This is a genomic window from Pseudonocardia alaniniphila (genome assembly GCF_022524485.1).
Lineage (GTDB): Bacteria > Actinomycetota > Actinomycetes > Mycobacteriales > Pseudonocardiaceae > Pseudonocardia > Pseudonocardia alaniniphila.
In genome coordinates this window covers 1-18,063 of sequence record NZ_JAKXMK010000047.1, presented here as the reverse complement: position 1 = coordinate 18,063, position 18,063 = coordinate 1, and the positions used below count along the sequence as shown (strand labels likewise).

13 protein-coding genes are annotated in these 18,063 nt (G+C 70.1%); 6 read left to right on the top strand and 7 right to left on the bottom strand.

From position 1 onward, the window contains the following. Positions 1-835 precede the first annotated feature (835 nt). The gene (locus MMF94_RS38670; protein WP_277398926.1) at positions 836-1,684 is read left to right on the top strand and encodes a helix-turn-helix transcriptional regulator; all 849 of its coding nucleotides are present in this window, start codon (positions 836-838) and stop codon (positions 1,682-1,684) included. A gap of 51 nt (positions 1,685-1,735) precedes the next feature. Further along, entirely contained in the window at positions 1,736-3,025 is a 1,290-nt protein-coding gene (locus MMF94_RS38665) for a threonine synthase (RefSeq protein ID WP_241042452.1), read from the top strand. Between the two features lie 19 nt (positions 3,026-3,044). On the opposite strand, the gene MMF94_RS38660 is transcribed toward MMF94_RS38665, so the two are convergent. From MMF94_RS38660 to MMF94_RS38650, 3 genes are read right to left on the bottom strand one after another with little or no spacing between them, the layout of a single operon-like run. Continuing rightward, positions 3,045-3,455 (bottom strand): hypothetical protein, encoded by a 411-nt coding sequence (locus MMF94_RS38660; protein WP_241042451.1) that lies wholly within the window; start codon positions 3,453-3,455, stop codon positions 3,045-3,047. 55 nt (positions 3,456-3,510) lie between these two features. Then, positions 3,511-4,017 (bottom strand): hypothetical protein, encoded by a 507-nt coding sequence (locus tag MMF94_RS38655; protein WP_241042501.1) that lies wholly within the window; start codon positions 4,015-4,017, stop codon positions 3,511-3,513. Beyond that, positions 4,017-5,315, bottom strand: a complete 1,299-nt coding sequence (locus MMF94_RS38650; RefSeq protein ID WP_241042450.1) for a molybdopterin-dependent oxidoreductase — start codon at positions 5,313-5,315, stop codon at positions 4,017-4,019. Before MMF94_RS38650 ends, MMF94_RS38655 begins: the two co-directional genes overlap by 1 nt. Positions 5,316-5,485: 170 nt before the next feature. On the opposite strand from MMF94_RS38650, the gene MMF94_RS38645 reads away from it, so the two are divergent. Next, positions 5,486-6,145 (top strand): TetR/AcrR family transcriptional regulator, encoded by a 660-nt coding sequence (locus tag MMF94_RS38645; RefSeq protein ID WP_241042449.1) that lies wholly within the window; start codon positions 5,486-5,488, stop codon positions 6,143-6,145. Between the two features lie 79 nt (positions 6,146-6,224). Here MMF94_RS38645 and MMF94_RS38640 read toward each other — a convergent pair whose 3' ends face one another. After that, complete coding sequence (locus tag MMF94_RS38640) at positions 6,225-8,942, bottom strand: helix-turn-helix transcriptional regulator (RefSeq protein ID WP_241042448.1); 2,718 nt, start codon at positions 8,940-8,942, stop codon at positions 6,225-6,227. A 1,044-nt stretch (positions 8,943-9,986) separates the two neighbouring features. Here MMF94_RS38640 and MMF94_RS38635 point away from each other — a divergent pair. Beyond that, on the top strand, positions 9,987-11,159 hold the full coding sequence (locus MMF94_RS38635; protein WP_277398925.1) for an AMP-binding protein: 1,173 nt from the start codon (positions 9,987-9,989) through the stop codon (positions 11,157-11,159). Between the two features lie 13 nt (positions 11,160-11,172). Here MMF94_RS38635 and MMF94_RS38630 read toward each other — a convergent pair whose 3' ends face one another. Beyond that, the gene (locus tag MMF94_RS38630; protein ID WP_241042446.1) at positions 11,173-13,401 is read right to left on the bottom strand and encodes a phosphotransferase; all 2,229 of its coding nucleotides are present in this window, start codon (positions 13,399-13,401) and stop codon (positions 11,173-11,175) included. Positions 13,402-13,971: 570 nt separating this feature from the next. Between MMF94_RS38630 and MMF94_RS38625 the strand changes: the two genes are divergently transcribed. Further along, positions 13,972-15,177 carry an FAD-dependent monooxygenase gene (locus MMF94_RS38625; protein WP_241042445.1) on the top strand — a complete coding sequence of 402 codons (1,206 nt, stop codon included), beginning with the start codon at positions 13,972-13,974 and terminating at the stop codon, positions 15,175-15,177. Between the two features lie 33 nt (positions 15,178-15,210). Here MMF94_RS38625 and MMF94_RS38620 read toward each other — a convergent pair whose 3' ends face one another. Further along, positions 15,211-16,134, bottom strand: coding sequence for a LysR family transcriptional regulator (locus MMF94_RS38620; protein WP_241042444.1), 924 nt, complete (start codon positions 16,132-16,134; stop codon positions 15,211-15,213). A 259-nt stretch (positions 16,135-16,393) separates the two neighbouring features. Between MMF94_RS38620 and MMF94_RS38615 the strand changes: the two genes are divergently transcribed. Then, entirely contained in the window at positions 16,394-16,885 is a 492-nt protein-coding gene (locus MMF94_RS38615) for an NUDIX domain-containing protein (RefSeq protein ID WP_338104420.1), read from the top strand. Positions 16,886-16,904: 19 nt separating this feature from the next. On the opposite strand, the gene MMF94_RS38610 is transcribed toward MMF94_RS38615, so the two are convergent. Beyond that, positions 16,905-17,939 (bottom strand): FAD binding domain-containing protein, encoded by a 1,035-nt coding sequence (locus tag MMF94_RS38610; RefSeq protein ID WP_241042442.1) that lies wholly within the window; start codon positions 17,937-17,939, stop codon positions 16,905-16,907. Between the last annotated feature and the right edge of the window lie 124 nt (positions 17,940-18,063).

Genomic DNA, 18,063 nt, shown 5'->3' with positions numbered 1-18,063 from the left:
TGTCCTCTTCGTGCAGTCCGCTCGATCCGTGCGTATCTCGATTTTCTGCTTAGCGTCAGCAATAGCAGAAGTGCAGTCCTCGGCCGTCCGGCCTTCCGAAAGTACGATGAGTATGACGATGACGGTTGGACCGCGCGGCTATCCGGGGGGAGGTAGCTGTCTTTGCGAGTGTGCCATCCCGCGAATCGAAAGGAATGCCTGTGACACGATCCCGAGTCAATTGCACGAGGAGGTCGAGTCCTCCGGACGCGTTGCCGGAAACGGCTACCGGGGGCACCGAGAACGCGGGCCCCGTTCCCTCGATGTCACGCCGGCGGAAGCCGGGACGCATAACGTGCGCCCAGGCCTACAGGGGTGAAGCGTGGTCGGCCGCGCGCGATCCAGCACCAGCGCGCTGGGGCAGGGCCTGAGTCGTCAGCCCTGGACGAGCCCGAACGCCGGATCCCCGCGAGGCGGGGCACGCCCTGGCGGTTCATCCTCCTGCTCCCCGACCTGCGCAGGGTCGGCACCGACGGTCGCCACTCGCCTCGGATCGAGGGGTGCTGCGGCGGACCGAATAGCCCGCCGCCGCCGAGGACCGCAAGCTGTGCGGCACGGGTGCCTTCCCCTTCGCGTGAGGAGCCGGTTCCGTCATCACCATCCACCGTTTCTCTCCGGCAGGACATGCCCGGAGAGGCTCCCGGCCGCCCACCGAGGGGCCCGATATCGCACTTGGCCGCCGGATCCACACCTCCGGTCGGGACCGATTGCACGTCGTGCCCGTCGGCGGAGCCGCCAGAGGAGACCTATCCGCAACCGAGGTCATGGCCCCCTATAAGCCTGCGTCGCGCGAATCATGAATGCTGATGCGCAACGGCGGCGCCAACTGGGCGAGTTCCTCAGAATCCGGCGGTTGCGGCTCCTCCGCGCCGATCTGGGTCTGCCCCCCATCGGCAGGCGAAGCATCGGGCTTCGCCGCGAGGAGGCTGCCGCCCTGTCCGGCATGAGCATCACCTGGTACAGCTGGCTCGAACAGGGACGCGACACCCGGCCGTCCCGAAATGTGCTCGACTCGCTCGCCCGTACGTTTCGCCTGTCGGTCGCCGAGCACGCCTACATCCTCACGCTGGCCGGGTATGCCGCTCCTCCACCGGCCGAGGACAAGATCCCCCGGCGCACCCCGGTGCACGCGCGAAGGCTGCTTGCCGTGCTGGACGACCTTCCCGCATACGTCGCCTCCGCGGACTGGCAGATCGTGGGGTGGACCAGAACGCTCGAGGCGATCTACCCCGGCGTCGCGACCGTTCGGGAAGCCGAGCGGAACGAGCTGTGGCTCATGTTCACCGATCCGGACGTGCGCGAGTTGATGCACGACTGGGAGGCCGCCGGGCGACAGCTTGTCGCCGACTTCAGAACCGAAGTCGGTCCCCGGCTGACCGACCCGCCGGTCTCCCGTCTGATCGGCAGGCTCTCCGCCCGGAGCGACCTCTTCCGCTCCTACTGGGAGGCTCACGAGGTCCGCGGATTCACCCCGAGGAGATCCTTGATCCACCACGCCGTCGCCGGTGATCTCCACCTCTGGCTCCACCGGCTGGCCCCCGCAGGGCATCCCGACCTGCACATGGTGATCTGGATACCGGACCTGACCACGGACACCCGCGAACGACTGGCTCGGGCGGTCCAGGGCCGCAGTTGCGTGGGTTAGCCGGCCCCGGCGCCACCCTTGCCGGCGCCGGGTTCGTCGTGTCCTCGTTCCATGATCGGAAGAGACCGGATCACGACGGAGTTCCCATTGGTCGTGAACGCCACATCCTCGACCGGCCCCGACCAGTTCTCCACGCTCTCGCACCTCGAGTGTTCCCGTGACGGTTCCCGCCACGACGCCGACGTGGTGCAGGGGACGTCCCCGCTCGGCGCCCCGCTGCTGGCCCGCTACGACCTCGAACGGGCGGCCGCAACCGTCACCCCGGCCGGGATCGCGACACGCGCACCGGATCTCTGGCGTTACCACGAGCTGCTCCCGGTGCGGGATCCCGCGCACGTCGTGACCCTCGGCGAGGGCATGACCCCGCTGCTGGACCTGCCCCGCCACGGCGCCCGGATCGGTGTGCCGACGCTGCGGATGAAGGACGAGGGGCTCGTCCCGACCGGCGCGTTCAAGGCCCGCGGTGCCGCGGTCGGCGTGTCACGCGCCGCCGAGCTGGGCGTCACCGGTATCGCGATGCCGACCAACGGCAACGCCGGCGCGGCATGGGCCGCCTACGCGGCGCGCGCCGGGATGCGCGCACTGGTCGCGATGCCGGTGGACGCACCGGTGATCACCCGCCGGGAGTGTGTGGTGACCGGTGCGGAGCTGTACCTGGTGGACGGCCTGATCGGAGACGCGGGGGCGTTGATCAAGGCCGCGGTGGCGGAGCGCTCCGGTTACCAGGACACCTCGACGCTGCGTGAGCCCTACCGGCTGGAGGGCAAGAAGACGATGGGCTACGAGATCGTCGAGCAGTTGGGCTGGCGGGCGCCCGACGTCATCCTCTATCCCACCGGAGGCGGGGTCGGGATCATCGCGATCCACAAGGCTCTGCTGGAGCTGCGCGAGCTCGGCTGGCTCACCGGTGACCTGCCACGGTTGGTCGCGGTGCAGGCCGCCGGATGCGCGCCGATCGTGGAGGCCTTCCACGCCGGGCTCGACGAGAGCAGCCCGCCGGCCGACGCGCACACCGTCGCGTTCGGGATCACGGTGCCCAAGGCACTGGGTGACTTCCTCGTGCTCGACGCGGTGCGTTCGACCGGCGGCACGGCCGTGGCCGTCACCGACGAGGAGCTGCTCGCGGCGCAGGGCGCGCTGGCCCGCGACGAGGGCAGCTGGGTGTGCCCGGAGGGTGCGGCCTGTTTCGCGGCGGTCGCACAGCTGCGGGAGTCGGGGTGGCTCACCGGCGCCGAGGACGTGGTGGTGCTCAACACCGGCACCGGGCTGATCTATCCGGACACGGTGCCCGTGGACGTCCCGGTGCTGGCGAAGACCGGCGCGATCCCCGCGATGTCGTGAGAGACCGCTCCTCGGCGGCTCAGCCGCTGAGGAGCGCTCGCACCTGCGTGGCGTAGGCCGCGCGTGTCTCCGGGGTGGTGAGCTGCTGCTCGGACCCGCTGTAGGAGAGCACGAACGGCCCGATCCGCTCGACGCTGTCACCGAGCCCGTCGGCGAAGTGCACCGCGGTCGAGTCGTCGCGCATCTGGTACACCGACACCGCATCGGTGGTGATCAGCTGCACGCAGCCTGCGGAGGTGCACGACTCCGTGTTGTCCCGTTGACGGCCCACCGGGAACTCCGTGTTCAAGTTGTCGACGACTTGCTGAGCGGACGGCCTTGCGGATCGACTCGCATCGCCCAACCCGCACCCGGCGATCAGCGCGAGCGCGGCGACCGCGGTCAGCATGGCGTATCCGATCCGGATCATGTCGTGATCACTCTTGATCATCGTCGTATCCGCTGCCGTGTTACGCAGAGCGAGCAGGCGGATACAAGAACTCCGCTTACGGTGCGCGCTCGGGCACGGTGCTCGCCGGTGGCCCGCTGTCACGGTCGGGCGGGCGGGGGGTGAGCAGCAGCCGTGCTCCGTACACCAGGGCGGAGGCGACGAACAGCGCCGCGACCAGCCAGAGCCAGCGGCCCAGGTAGGGCTGCTGGTCGAGGCCGGTGGCGGCCAGGTGAGTCGCCCCGCCCTGGCGGATGATGCCGGGCAGGAACATCAGCAGGGTCAGGCCCGCGCCCAGGGTGGGGATACGGACGTGGTTGACGACCGGCACGCGCGGGCGCGGCAGGCGGGCGAGAGCCGTGGTGAGAATCCGGTCGGCCCCGGCGTACAGCGGGTACAGCACCAGGTCGTGGACGACGGCGGCGCCGACGAACCACACGAGTACGGTGAGCAGCGTCGGATCGCCCAGCAGGAACGACGCCGCGTAGCCGGCGAGCGCGAAACAGGCCAGCAGCAGCGCGAGATGGCCGGGACGGGCGCCGTAGCGACGGTGGAACGGGACCATCACGCGGCCCGGAAGTCGATCGAGCGGACCCACTTCGTGCAGTGCACGCCGGGCAGGGCGGGGACGATGACACGGGCCGGGAAGCCGTGGTCCGCGCTGAGGTCGGCGCCGTTGACCCGCAGAGCGAGCAGCGAGTCGGGATCGAGGACCTGGCCGGCCGACAGCGTGGCCCGGCCGAACGGGCCGGGGTCGAGCGAGTCGACGAACGCCGAGGCCGGGTTCGCGACTCCGGCGAGCGTGGCGAGGTCGCGCAGTCGCACGCCCGTCCAGGTCTGCACTGTCGACCAGCCCTCGACGCAGGCAATCGGGAGTTGCGCTGTGTGCAGGGGCAGCGGGCCGGCTCCGGAGAGGAGCATCTCCCGGTCCAGCCGCTGCGCGACCTGGCCCCCGCGGAGGTCCAGCCGCCAGGACGGCCCGGTAGTGGCGGGTTGGATCGTCGCGGCGGCGGCCGTGCGGTTCACCGGGAAGTCGTTGGCTCCGGCATCGGCACCGCCGGGGGTGCGGCTTCGGGGGAGCAGGAGCGCGAGGGGACGCAGCGGGCCGCCGACCGTCTCACCGGCCGTCAGCAAGGCGACGAACAGCGCCCCGCCGCCGACGAGGGCGAGCGCTCCCCGCCGGCTCATCGTGGGTGCCGCGGGTGCGGCCGGGACGAGCCCGATCTCGCCGTCGGGCTCCTCGGGCCGGGTGTCGGCGAGCGGCGTGCGCAGTTCGGCACGCAGGGATCGCGAACGCAGCGACCGGACCATCGTGGGCAGCTTGAGGGAGATATGGGTGACGAACGCGGCGATGAACACCCAGGCGCCCAGGTAGTGCCCGGTGTAGAAGCTGAAACCGAAGACGTAGTCGTACTGGATGTTGAGCAGCCCGGTGACGATCTCGAAGAGGATGCTGCCGACGAGCAGCAGCAGCGACGCGCGCTCGAGCAACTGCGCGGGCGTGCGTACCGGCGGCCAGGTGAACAGCTTCGGGATGACCGACCAGAGCTTCGCCGCCACGACCGGGACGACGACCAGCCCCAGCCCGACGTGCAGCCCCTGGGTCAACCGGAACAGCCACGACGGGCGGGTGGGCCAGTCGAAGACCGGCAGGTGCAGCCAGCCGACGTCGCCGGGGATGCTCTGTCCCGGTCCGTAGGCGACGTAGTCGAGCAGGCCGGTGATCACCACCAGAGGCAGCGCTGCGAGCAGCACGGCCCCGAACACCGAGGTCAGCCACGGTCCGCGCAGCGGGCTGCGGAACCGGATGGGATGCGGTCCGGTGCGCCGGCGCGAACGTGGGCCGCGCTGCAGGAGCGTCATCGGGGGTCCCTTCGAAATGGTGTGGGCGCTCCAAATTACGACAACGGCGGCGGCGAACAGGCCCGCGCGGTGGATCGGTAAGAGAGTCCTAAGAGCGGTGCTCGCCGATCCGTGACCGACTCGCCTCGCTTCGACCTCGGGCGGTGGGTCCAAAAGTAGGATCGGCTCTCGTGAGTACAGACGGGGTCGTGCCCGCGGAGTCACGTTTGACACGCAAGGGCCGGGCGACCCGGGACCGGATCGTCACCACGGCGGCTGGGCTGATGTTCGACCATGGCGTCGCCGGGACGAGCATCGAGGACGTGCAGGCCGCTGCCGGGGTGAGCAGCTCACAGATCTACCACTACTTCCGCGACAAGCGGGCGCTCGTTCGTGCCGTGATCATCTGCCAGACGGATGCGGTGCTCGGCGCCCAGCAGCCTCTCCTGGACCGGCTGGACAGCGTGGAGGCCCTGCGGAAGTGGCGCGACCTCCTGGTCGGGCTCCAGCGCGAGCGCCACTACGAAGGGGGTTGTCCGATCGGCTCGCTGGCCGGCGAGCTCGCCGACACGGACCCAGCGGCCCGGGTGGCTCTCGCCGCCGGGTTCAGCACGTGGGAATCGGCGATCCGGGCGGGGATCCAGGCGATGCGCGACCGCGGCGAGCTGCCCGGAGAGGCCGATCCTGAACGCCTGGCCAGGGCGTTGCTCGCGGCTCTGCAAGGAGGCCTGCTGCTCACGCAGGTCCGCAGGGACACCGCCGGGCTGGAGGCCGGCTTGGACACGGTGATCGACCACATCGCCTCACTGGCAGCGACAGTGAGCGCCGGCACCTCGCAGCACGTGGGGTGACCTGATCCCGCGAGCGACAGGCAAACGCCCCGGCGTGCTGCGCGGACGCACGACGGGCTGCGACGTCGCGATTCGGCGGTCAGCGCCGCTGGAGCTGTCTGCGTGAGGTGATCTCGAGCTTGCCGAAGATCCTTCCCAGGTGCCACTCGACCGTGCGCGGGCTGATGAACAGCCGGGAGGCGATCTCGGCATTCGTGAGCCCGTCGCCGGCGAGGCGGGCGATCTGGACCTCCTGGGCGGTGAGGTCGCTGGTGGTGCTGACACTGCGCTTCCTGACGTGCTCGCCGGTGGCCAGCAGTTCGCGCTCGGCGCGCTCGGCGAACGCCTCCATCTCCATCGCGGTGAACGCGTTGTGGGCGGTGCGCAACTGCTCGCGCGCGTCGAGCCGGCGACCCGCGCGGCGCAGCCATTCGCCGTAGAGCAGCTGGGCGCGGGCGAGCTCGCCCCGGACGCGGGTGCGCGAGAGTCGGTCGATGGCCTCGCGATAGTCGGCCTCGGCTGCCGGGCCGTCACCCAGCAGTGCGCGGGAGCGAGCTTCGACGCCCAGTGCCCAGTCGGTGCCGCCGGCGCGTGTCAGTCGAGTGAGCCTCTGCAGGGCGTCGGCCGCGCGTCCGCGGTCCCCGGTGCGGGTCGCGGCCTCGATGAGTTCGACGAGCGCGCCCCAGGTGGACAGGCCCATCTCGTGCGGGTGCTCGGTCACCAGGGTGGCCGAGGCCAGCGCGTCCTCGTACCGGCCGAGGCCTGCGTACAGGACCGCCGCTGTCCAGTGGGCGAACGCCACTCCGATCCCCTCGCCCCGGTGTGCCGCCTCCTCGAGCGCGGCCTCGATGAGCGCGGTGCCCTCGGCCTCACGACCCCGCCAGGCGACGAGCGCGAGCTCACCGTAGGGCGCGAGGTGGCTTCCGGTCGCCTCGGTGACGGTCTCCAGCTCCTCGATCAGCGACGCTGCGGCTCCCAGCTCGCCGACCCACACGTGCACGCCGATGCGCATGGACAGTGCGAGTGGGAGCGCGGTGAGTGCGCCGGTATCGCGGGCGAGCTCGAGATGGCGGGCGGAGTGCCCGTCCCAGGTCTCGTCCCACGTGTCGACGGCGCTGACATGGGCGAGCCAGAGCCAGCGCAGCCCCTCTTCCTCGGAGAGGTCCGGCCCGCGGAAGCCTCGCAACGCCTGCCGGAGCACGGGTATCCCCTCAGCGAACCCGTCGGCATAACGGGTGGCCAGGCCGTCGAGGAGAAGGTCCGCCGCCCGTGGGTCGTGCGGCGCCCGCGGTGCGTCCCGTGCGGCCTCGGCGGCCTTGCGTACACCGCTGCCGGCAGCCAGCGGGCCCATGAACATGGCCGCGGAGAGTGCGTCCAGGTAGGTCTCGCGAGCCAGCCGGACGTCGATCCCCTCCAGTTGTGCGGCCGCCTTGAGCAGCAGCGGGGCGGCGTCGCCGCCGCGGTTCACGGAGAAGGCGATCTCGGCGCGGAGCAGGTCGACGTGGGCGCGCGAGAGCTCGTCGAGCGGTGTCGCCTCGGCAAGGGACAGCAGGCGCAGGGCCGAGTCGGGAGCGCCGGCCTGGTGCATGGCCTGCGCGGCGGCCAGCGTGCGCTCCGTCCGGCGCGCCGGGTCACGCGTCAGCGCGGCAGCCTGTTCGAGGAACGCGCCTGCCGCCGCCGGCCCGCCCCGCGCCCGTGCCCGCTCGGCCGAGCGCTCGAGCTCCGCGGCGACGTCCTCGTCCGGGGTGGGCGCGGCCTGGGCGCGGTGCCAGGCGCGGCGATCGGGGTCGGCCTCGGGGTCGGTGACCTGCGCCAGCGCCCGGTGCACGCTGCGCCGCTCCTCGGGGGTCGCCGCTCGGTAGATCGCAGACCGCAGGAGCGGATGCCGGAACCGCACGTGGGTGCCGATCTCGAGCAGCTCCGCCCCGACCGCGGGCGCCGCCGCCCCCGACGTGATGCCGAGCCGCTGGGCCGCCCGCCACACCAGCACGGGGTCGCCCACCGGCTCGGCGGCCGCGAGCAGCAACAACTGCCGCGTGTCATCCGGGAGGGGCTCCAGCTGCCGCCGGAAGCTGTCCTCGATCTGCTGGGGGAGCGCGGCCGCTTCGGGCATACCGAACCCACCGGCCAGCTCCGCGGGCATCAATCCGCGTGGCAGTTCCAGCAACGCAAGCGGGTTGCCCCTGGTCTCGGCGACCATCCGGCCGAGCACCCGCTCGTCCAACGGGCCACGAACCGCCGAACCCAGCAGTGCCCGCGCGTCGGCGTCGGACAGCCCGCCGACCACCAGCTGCGGTAGGTGGGCCAGCTCCGCCACCCCGTCGGGGCTTCGGACCGCGAAGATCAGCCCCACCGACTCCGCGCCCAGGCGGCGTGCGACGAAGGCCAACACCTGTGCCGTGGCCCGGTCGAGCCACTGCGCATCGTCGACCAGGCACACGAGCGGGCGGCTTCGGGCCGCTTCGGCGAGCAGCCCCAGCACGGCCAGCCCGATCAGAAAGCGATCCGGCGCGGGGCCGCGGCTCAGTCCGAACGCCGTGCTCAGCGCTTCACGTTGAGGGGAGGGGAGCTGCTCGACGCGTTCGAGCATCGGCGCGCACAGCTGGTGCAGGCCGGCGAAGGCCAGTTCCATCTCCGACTGGACCCCCGCGGCCTGCACGACCTGGCACCCCGTCGCCCGCTCGGCGAGGTCGTGCAGCAGCGCCGTCTTGCCCACACCGGGCTCGCCGTGCATCACCAGCGCCCGGCTCGCGCCTGCCCGAAGGTCATCGAGCAACTGGTCGAGCGCCGCACGCTCGTCGTGACGGCCACGCAGCACCTGCCAACACCGCCTTCTCGTTCTTCGCCGCGCCCCACCCCCCAGGATCGTCCGATGCCGTATGAAACGGCAGCCCACCATGCTCCGGAACAAGCTACGCGAACTGCGATCGCAACCCGTTCGCTCACGCCTGTGAAGGATCATCATGCGGCCTGTGAACTGCGCCGCCAGAACGGGACGAATGCGGCTCGGGCCCGCCGGGGTCAGGCGTCCGAATCTGTGGCCGGGATGGCCGGAACTGCGTGGCCGAGCCCGCGTTCCGGTGGCAGTTTGATGTCATGGCGATCAGTGCGAACAGGGCCGGCACATGATCATCACTTCGACGCTCGGGCACATCGACGTCAGGTGGTCCGCCATCGGCCGAGAACCGCGTCGATGCCGGGAATCGCTGTGCGGCCCAGATGCAGGGGCGTACCTGAGCGTTCTCGAGTCCGGCGTCCCCACCGCTGCGGCAGGGCCCTCGGCGCGCGATCATCCCCTTCGTCGGCACTGTGGTGATCTGGTGACGGCGCATTTCCGACATGTCCAGCTCGATTTCAATGATGACATGTCACAAGAGGTGGCCCGGCGAAATCTGAGGGGGCACGGCTGAAAGTGTGTGGCAGAATGACCTGGTAGGGATGAGATTGATGGTGAGTCAATCGTGCGGAGGGCAAAGGACGGGTCACGGTGTCCACTACCTCGTCCCGTGAGGCGGTAAAGGGGAAAGCAATGAGGGCCAGCTCGCTCCATCTGAGATGGAGGTCATTGGAGATCGCGATTCGCATGCACCCGCGCTAGGTGGGGATGCCGATCCGAAAATGGCTCGCCATCGCGGTCCGCGCCACTCGGTGCGGCGTATACCGGTGATGCCACCGGTTCGCTGATCCCTGCCGTCCGATTCTCGCGTCGGGGCCTGGTCGGCCGGTGCTGCCCGAGAACACGGAACGGTCGGACCGCTCTGCCGGTCGGCCTTATCGAGATAACGCATTGCCGGTCCGATGGGGAGTCGATGGCGGCCGGATCCGGGTGTTTCGAACCCGACCTGGTGTCGGCTCGTCGTGCATGGTTATTTCCGTCCATTGTGTGCGCGGCCGGCCAAAGTCGAAGCCGTCCGTGTTGACGAGCTCGGGGAGATCTTCTGTGTTCGATTTCGGCATTCGCCCACCAGATGCGCTCGCAGCGAAATACCGTTCCGCGGGAGTGTGGCGGGATTCCGGGCCACTGAGCGACCTACGCCGATGGCGCGACGAAACGCCGGAGGGGGTAGCGGTCAGGGCGTACCGGTCCGGCGTGCAGCCGGAGCAGGTCAGTTATGCCGAGTTCGCCGGCCGGGTGGAGCGGTTTGCCGGTGCCTTGTACGAGTTGGAGGTCCGGCCCGGAGACGTGGTCGCGCTGCAGTTGCCGAACCTGTGGCAGACGAGTGCGCTGATGCTGGCGGTGGCGCGGCTGGGCGCGATGCTGGTGTCGATCACCACCGGGATCGTGGCGCGTGAGCTCGAGCAAGTGCTGGACCGGGTGGGGGCGAGCGTCTGTATCACGGTCGACCGATGGTCGGGGTTCGGCCATGCCGGGGCGTTGCGGGAGATGGCGCCGCGGTTGCCGTGGCTACGGCACCGGGTGGTCCTGGGCGGGCTCGCCAGCGAGGATGAGATCGAGTTCGGCTCGTTCTTCGAGGACACACGGTGGGAACAGTGTCATCCGGTGGCTCTGGACGACGCCCACGAGGATCCGGACCGGGTCGCGGTGGTCTGCTTCACCGCCGGCCCATCCGGCGAGCCGATGGGCGTGCTCCACACGTGGAACACCCTGCACGCCCGTTCGTCCGGATGGGCGGGAGCAGGCCGCCCCGGCAGGCCGGACGTGGTGTTCACGCCGCACGACCTGATGAACGTGACCGGGAATCTCGCCCTCCTCTCCTCCCTGCTGACCGGCGGTTGTGTGGTGCTTCTCGATGACTGGTCGGGGGAGAACGGTCTGGCTCTGCTCGCCGAGACAGGAGCGACGGTGTTCCTCGCCGCACCCGCTTTCGTCGACGACATGATCACGGCCGCGCGGGGAAGGCCCCAGCACCTGCAGGCGCTGCGCACGGTCCTGTGCGGCGCGACAGCCGTGACGAACCGGCTCGTTCGTGAGGTGCGGTGTGTGTTCGGGATCCCGCTGGGACCCGCATGGTCGATGACCGACGTGGGGATCGGCGATCCGGTCGTTCCGAGGGGGTGTGGGAGACCGGGGTGACGGTGGTCCGGCCTTATCGGTGGTGCGCTCGGCCGACGGGTTCGAGCACGGCGTCGCGCAGCACCATCCGCACGTTGCGCCGCATCCACACCGGGTTCGCGGCGAACCGGGCCGACTTCTCGATGCTGAGCGCCACGACGTGCAGCCATCCGAACAGCACGAGCGCTCTGGGGTGGAGCGGGTCGGCGCCGAGCCTGCGTTGCAGGTCGGCGAGCTCGCCCGCGTACGGGCCGCCGTCGGCCGACCAGCGAACGACGACGGCTCCGAGCTCCTCTCGGCCGGCCTGCACGGCAGCGATCAGGCGGAACGCCACCGGGTCGAGCATGGTCGGCCCGGCCGGGTCGCCCTGCTCCCAGTCGACCACGCCGCAGACCGCACCGTCGTCGGCGACGATCACGTTGGGCGCGGTGTAGTCGCCGTGCGTCCACCCGAGCGCGACCCGGCGATCCCGCAGCTCCTCGATCAGGAGCTGCTCGACCTGGTCGAGGCGGTCGTGGTCGGCGCGAGGCACGTGCTCCCGCACCACGGCGGCGCGCCGGCTGATCCACCGGGCGAGGTGCTCCTCGGTGGCCGGGGTCGCGTATGCCGTGCGCCGGTGCAGCTCGCTGATCGTCGCGACGGCATCCGCGGCGACCCGCTCCTGGACGGCTGCATCGGTGACGTCGGTGGCGGGCCGGCCGGGGAGTCGTGTGTGGCGTGCGTAGCTGATCCCGCCTGCGGCACCGTCGGAGACGAGCTCGGGCACCAGCCTGCGCCAGCTGCCGACGCGCGGGTTCGCGTGCAGGGCGAGCAGCGTGGTGCATTCCCGTGTGAGGGCCTCGCGGCTGACGGGGGTGGCGGCCACCTTGAGCACGGAGTCCGTGCCGTCCTGGTGCCCGACCGCAACGACCAGCCCCTGCGAACCACCGGACAGGATCCTGGAAGTGCCCCAGTCGCCACCGGACAGGACCTGCCCGCCGGCCGCGTAGCGGAGACGCGCGAGCAGCCGCGCATGCCGGACCGCGCTCAGTGGCGCATCGAGCTGCGGCGGTAGCCACGTGGCCCGGAGGACGAGCACGACGGTTGCCACCAGGCTCTGACCCACGAGCCACGCCGTCGCGATGCCGATGAGTCCCCAGCGGGGCACGAGGATGAGCGAGAGTCCGATCGTGATCGTCGCGACCGCTGCCGGCACGACGAACAGCACGGCGCCTCGTTTCCGGGCCCTGGCCATGCTGATGGCCGAGGTGGTGACGATGCCGGGGATCGCGGACCACGCAGCGATACGCAGGGCGGTGCTGCCGAGCTCGGCGTACTCGGGTCCGAAGATGCGGAGGACGAACGGTGCCGTCACCTCGATCAGGACGACGGCCGGCAGCAGGAGCGTCAGCGCCCGGCGCTCCATGTCGCGCCGAGCCGTGGGTGCTCCTTCCGGCGCCGCGACGGCCTGCGGAGTGAGGGCGTGGCCGATCGTCGACGAGACGAGGTGGAGTGAGAACCCGATCGTCCAGACGATGCCGTACACGGCTGCGTGCACCGGACCGATGACGACCAGCACCAGTAGAGGCAGTCCGTGTACCGCGGCCGACCAGAGCAGCCGCCCGGCGTGGTCGAGTCCGGACTGCTGCACGGGCGTGGCCTCACGGTCGGCCAGCGCCCGGAGGAAGAGGTAGCCGACGGCGCAGGCCACGACCGCTGCCACGGCCAGTGCCCAGGTGAACGTCGATCCGTCCTGCAGCGCCCAGACGACGGCGATGGCCAGCAGCATGATCTTGAGCAGTGCGAGGACGACGTTCCCGACCGGCAAGGATCCGCCCCGGGCGGCGGCCGCCACCACGGAGTCCTGCAGTGCGAAGAAGGACCAGATGATCGTCGCCGGTATGAAGAACTCCAGCAGCGGCACCCGCCCGGCGTATCCGAGGAGCTCAGGTGCCCAGAAGCTCGCAGCGGCGACGACGGCCACCGCCCCGGCCGCCATGAGCATGGCGCTGACGAGGTAGGCCCGTCCGATCCGCCGGTGGTCGTGCGGTCCGGCCGCGGAACGATGCAGGGCCTGGTTCAGGTTGAGCTGCGCGATGCCGGTGAGCAACTGCATCGCGGACAGTGCGACGACGATGACGCCGACCATGGCTGCCGGGTAGAGCCGGGCGGCCACGAGCCAGAACGCGAAACCGGCCACGGCGGTCGACGCGACGCCGACGACAGGGGCGGCGCCGTCCACGTGGGCGGTCGCCGTCCTGTGGCGCAACCATGTGCCCGTCATGTGATCGGCAGCCCGTATCGAACCGGACACAGATCGGCGCGATGTCCCGTGGACGAATACACGGCCGGGACCGTAGCACCACCAGGAGATGAACAATGTGCGAAATCAGGGAGAATGCAGGAAGCGCCCGAGTAGGGGACCCTCCGGCGCCGGGCTTCGTAACCGGTTCGAGTGAAGCATCCCCTTTCAGGATGCCACCACGGGACCGCTTGTCGTCGAGTCTCACCCGATGTGATCAAGAAAGCGTCATCATCAACGGTGGCCCGCCCGGAAATGATCACAATGCGCCGACGTGGGACCACCGCGATCATCGACGGCGTGACGGACCGGTAGCGGGGCCCGGCCGGTTCGATCAGCCGACCGCCCGCCGGGGGCTTCGCCGTCGCCTTGCGGGATCACCTCCTCTGCGGATTCTTGACAACGGAACACGGTCGGATCCCTGAGCTGGACCGTTAGCGTGCGTAACGGGGCTCGACCAGGTGGGTACATCATCGTAGATAGCGAGCGTTGATCCTGAAAGCCGGCGAAGACGCCCATTCCACGCCACGAGAACGTTCCAGGAGGATGGCTTTGTCCGCAGTTTGGAGGTCGAATGACGAGTCTGACGTCGTCGTGATCGGTGGTGGTATCGGCGGACTCGCCGCAGCCGCGTTCCTCCGGCGGGCAGGTCTGCGGGCGCGTGTCTACGAGCAGACCACCGAACTGCGGCCCGTCGGTGCAGGGCTTGTCGTATCTCCCAACGCCGTGCGACTCATCCGCAGGCTGGGAGTGATCGATGTTCTGCAGCGCGAGGCCGTTCCCCTCGAGGTCGGCTGGGAGTTCCGCCGCTGGAGCGATGGCGCGGTGCTGTTCTCCCAGGAGTTGGGAGCGCGGTGCCGTCGGCTGTACGGCGAGGACTGCCTGGTGGCTCACCGCGCCGATCTGCTCGCGGCGCTGGTGGCCGCGGTCGACCCGGAGAGCCTCGTGCTGGGCAAGCGCTGCGTCGGGGTCGAGCAGCGGGCGGGCGACGTGCTCGTCACCTTCCACGACGGCACGTCCACCACCGCCGCTGTGGTCATCGGGGCCGACGGCACGCATTCCACTGTGGCTCCCGCCGTGGTTCCGGCGCCGGAGCCGGTGTTCGCCCGGCTCTGTGCCTACCGCTGCCTGGTGCCGGCGGAAGCGGCACCCGACTTCGCCCGGCGCCCGGTGCAGACCCTGTGGCTCGGCCCGGGCCGTCACGTGGTGCATTACCCGATCTCGGGCGGCACGCTGATCAACCTCGTCGCCTACGTGCCCGAAACGGACTGGGCGGTGGAGTCCTGGAGCGCACAGGGCCGAGTGGACGACGTGGCAGCCGAGTTCGCGACGTGGGACCCCCGACTGGGCAGCCTCATCGAGGCTTCTCCGAGCGCCGGCCGGTGGGCTGTCTTCGAACGGGATCCACTGCCGAGGTGGGTCGGCGGCTCGGTTGCCCTGCTCGGCGACGCGGCGCACCCCATGGTCCCGTATCTCGGACAAGGTGCTGCCCAGGCGATCGAGGACGCCGCGGTGCTCGCGCGCTGCCTCGTCGATGGCGGCGCGGACGTCCAGAAGGCGTTGCGGGTCTACCAGGACATGCGGATCGAGCGGGCGACGGCGGTGCAACTGGGCAGCCGGGACCGGGCGGGCATCAATCATCTACCCGACGGGCCGGAGCAGCGGGCGAGAGACGCCGAGTTCGCAGGCCAGGACCCCCTGCGCCACAACGAATGGCTCTACGGGCACGACGCGGAGGAGGCGGTCATGGGGGCCTGACTCGGGTGTGGCCGATCCATCCGGGACGCGGGGTCAGATGTTGGAGGCGAGGGCCGCGATCCGCTCACGGAGCCAGTGGTGCGCGGGGTCGCTGTGCATGACGGGGTGCCAGTACATGTGCTCGACGATCGGATCGATGGGGATCGGTGTGGTCAGCATCCGTAGATCACGCCTCAGGTGCGCCTGTCGCAGCAGCCGTCTCTGCACGAAGCCGAGGAACTGGGTGCCCGGCAGCAGCAACGGGACGAGCGCGAAACTCAGCGTGGTCAGTGCGACCCGCGGTTCGATGCCCAGGGTGGCCAACTGTGCGTCGATGAGGGCAGGACCACTGCTTTCGTCGTGGTATCGGACGTACGAGAGCCGTTCGATCGCTTCTCGATCGAGAACGTCACCGATCTCGCGGTTCTCTTTCCACACCACCGGCACGTACTCCTCGGTGAACAACTCGCGGTGCTGGATATGTGGCATACGCGAGGTCATCGCCTGCCGGGGAACCACGGCGAGATCGATCTGCGCGCGCTCGATCGCAACGGAGGTGGCCAGGTTGACGGGCACCACGTTCACCCTGACGCCAGGGGCTTCCCGGTAGAGCTCTTCGAGAAGTGGGCGCAGCAGTACGAGAGTGACGTAATCGCTCGCCGCGATCGTGAATGACCGAATGTCGTTCTCCGGATCGAACGACGGTGTGATCACCAACAGGTGCTCGAGGCCCGCGAGTACGTCGTGCACCGGTTCGAGAAGTGCTTGTCCCATCGGCGTCAGTTCCAGTACCCGGCCATGGCGTACGAGCAGCGGGTCGTCGAACAGCCGCCGTAGCCGCGCCAATGCCGAGCTCATCGCCGGTTGGCCGATCCCGATCGACTCCGCTGCCCTGGTCACGTGTCGCTGATCGAGCAGGGCGGCGAGGGCGGGAATCAGATTCAGGTCGGCGCGACGCAGCACAGTCGAGGCCTCCATGAGCGCAAAGCATGCCAGCCGTCCCAGCGTCACGGGATTGATCAGATGCGCGGCATCGTCGGCGGCTTTGCGCCCGAGTATCCGTAACCCCGCCGCCATGGTGCCATTCGACGATCAGTCCGCAGGCCGCTCGATCGAGATCGTGAACGCCGGGCCGACCGCTCCGTGGAGATTGTTCTCCTCACGCGTTATGGAGGTTGCTCAATGGTGAACTCTTGGTGTCCAGATATTGACCTCCCGATGTGGCAGGCCGGCCCGGGTGGACGGTAGGCCAGTGGCCCGCGAGGAGTTCTTTCACGACCGGTCTGCGCCGCCGGCGAACTCGATCGCGCCCACGGCCTTTGCTGCAGTGCAGGACGAACGAGGTCGCATGCTGCTGGTGTGCCGGACCGACTCGGGCAACTGGGAGCTGCCCGGCGGGCGCGTCGAGGTCGGCGAATCGGCCATTGCGGCCGCGGAACGCGAAGTTGCCGAGGAGAGCGGCGTGAGCATCCGCGTGACTCGGCTCGTCGGGGTGTTCACCGACCCCGGGCACGTCATGGTCTACCCGGCCACCGGTGAGGCGCGCCAACAGTTCGCGGTGTGCTTCCATGCGGAACCGCGGTGTGGCGAGCCACAGCCCGACCACGACGAGACCTGTGACGCCGCCTGGGTCGACCCCGCCGAACTCTCGCTCCTGCCGATCCACCCCAGCATGCGGAAGCGGATCGTGCATGCGCTCACCCAGCCGCACACTCCGCACGCCGACTGACGGGGCGCGGGAGACGGCGTCACAGGGGCGGCGGCGTTCCTGCGCCCACGACGACCGCGGCTGGAGCCGCTGTTTCGTCCTCGGCCAGTTCGAGCAGCGTGGCGATCATGGTGGTGCGGACGAGCGGGACCATGAACGCGTTGCCAGGCAGTGGTTGCGCGGCGGCGAGTTCGGCGGTGGCCGCATTGCGAATGCTCGCCTGCGTCGCCGGTGCGCCGCGCAGAGCTGATTCGGCCACCGTCGCCCGCCACGGCTTGGGCGCCACGCCACCGAGCGCGATACGCACGTCACGCACCACCCCGTCGGTGACCTCGAGCGCGGCGGCAACCGACGCCGGCGCGACCGAATACGAGGCCTCAGCGCGCACCCTGCGGTATCGCGAGTTCGTGAAGGCCGGCGGCGGCAGGTCGACGGCGATGATGAGCTCCCCGTGCTCCAGCACGGTGTCGCGTTCCGGCTCGTCTCCTGGCAGCCGGTGCAGCGCGGTCAGCGGGATCGTGCGTTCCCCGTCCGGACGCTGTGTGCGCACCACCGCGTCGAGCGCGGTCATGGCAACAGCCATGTCCGACGGATGCGTGGCTGCGCACGCGGGGGAACCGCCGAGGATCGCCAGTTCGGGATGATGGCGCTCGCGCGCCGCGCAGCCCGATCCCGGCTCGCGCTTGTTGCACCCCGATGTCACGTCCTGGAAGAACGCGCAGCGGGTGCGGTGCAGCAGGTCACCGCCCGTGGTCGCGGCGTTGCGGGCCCGGTCCGGGGCACCCGCCGACAGGGCCTCGGTCAGCAACGGATAACGCTGCCGGAGCCGCGGGTCGGCCGCCAGTTCGCGGGCGGGGACCGAAGCGCCGATCCGCAGGCCGCCGTCCGGCAGTTCCTCGACGCGATCGGAGGTCAGGCACCGCACATCGACCAGTAGATCGGGCGACGCCACGTCCAGTCGCATCAGGTCGTCGAGGTCGGTGCCGCCGACCAGATAGGCCCCGTGGGGCGCATCGGCCAGCATCGTCACGGCCTCCGTGACGTTCTCCGGGCGGTGATACCGAAACGGCTTCATGAGGTCACGATCTCCACATCCGCGGGGCCGGCACGGGCTACTGGCCCACCTTGACGCCGGGCTCGCCTGCGGCGTACTGGATCGGGTTGCTGGTCAGGACGTCGGCGGCGTGGGTCGTGTGTCG

Bases quoted from the DNA above. Each gene is read 5' to 3' on its own strand.
- MMF94_RS38650 (WP_241042450.1), bottom strand. From the start codon at position 5,315: ATGACGCTCCTGCAGCGCGGCCCACGTTCGCGCCGGCGCACCGGACCG.
- MMF94_RS38665 (WP_241042452.1), top strand. From the start codon at position 1,736: ATGATCGGAAGAGACCGGATCACGACGGAGTTCCCATTGGTCGTGAAC.
- MMF94_RS38610 (WP_241042442.1), bottom strand. From the start codon at position 17,939: ATGAAGCCGTTTCGGTATCACCGCCCGGAGAACGTCACGGAGGCCGTG.
- MMF94_RS38655 (WP_241042501.1), bottom strand. From the start codon at position 4,017: ATGGTCCCGTTCCACCGTCGCTACGGCGCCCGTCCCGGCCATCTCGCG.
- MMF94_RS38620 (WP_241042444.1), bottom strand. From the start codon at position 16,134: ATGGAGGCCTCGACTGTGCTGCGTCGCGCCGACCTGAATCTGATTCCC.
- MMF94_RS38630 (WP_241042446.1), bottom strand. From the start codon at position 13,401: ATGACGGGCACATGGTTGCGCCACAGGACGGCGACCGCCCACGTGGAC.
- MMF94_RS38635 (WP_277398925.1), top strand. From the start codon at position 9,987: ATGGTTATTTCCGTCCATTGTGTGCGCGGCCGGCCAAAGTCGAAGCCG.
- MMF94_RS38660 (WP_241042451.1), bottom strand. From the start codon at position 3,455: ATGATCAAGAGTGATCACGACATGATCCGGATCGGATACGCCATGCTG.
- MMF94_RS38670 (WP_277398926.1), top strand. From the start codon at position 836: ATGAATGCTGATGCGCAACGGCGGCGCCAACTGGGCGAGTTCCTCAGA.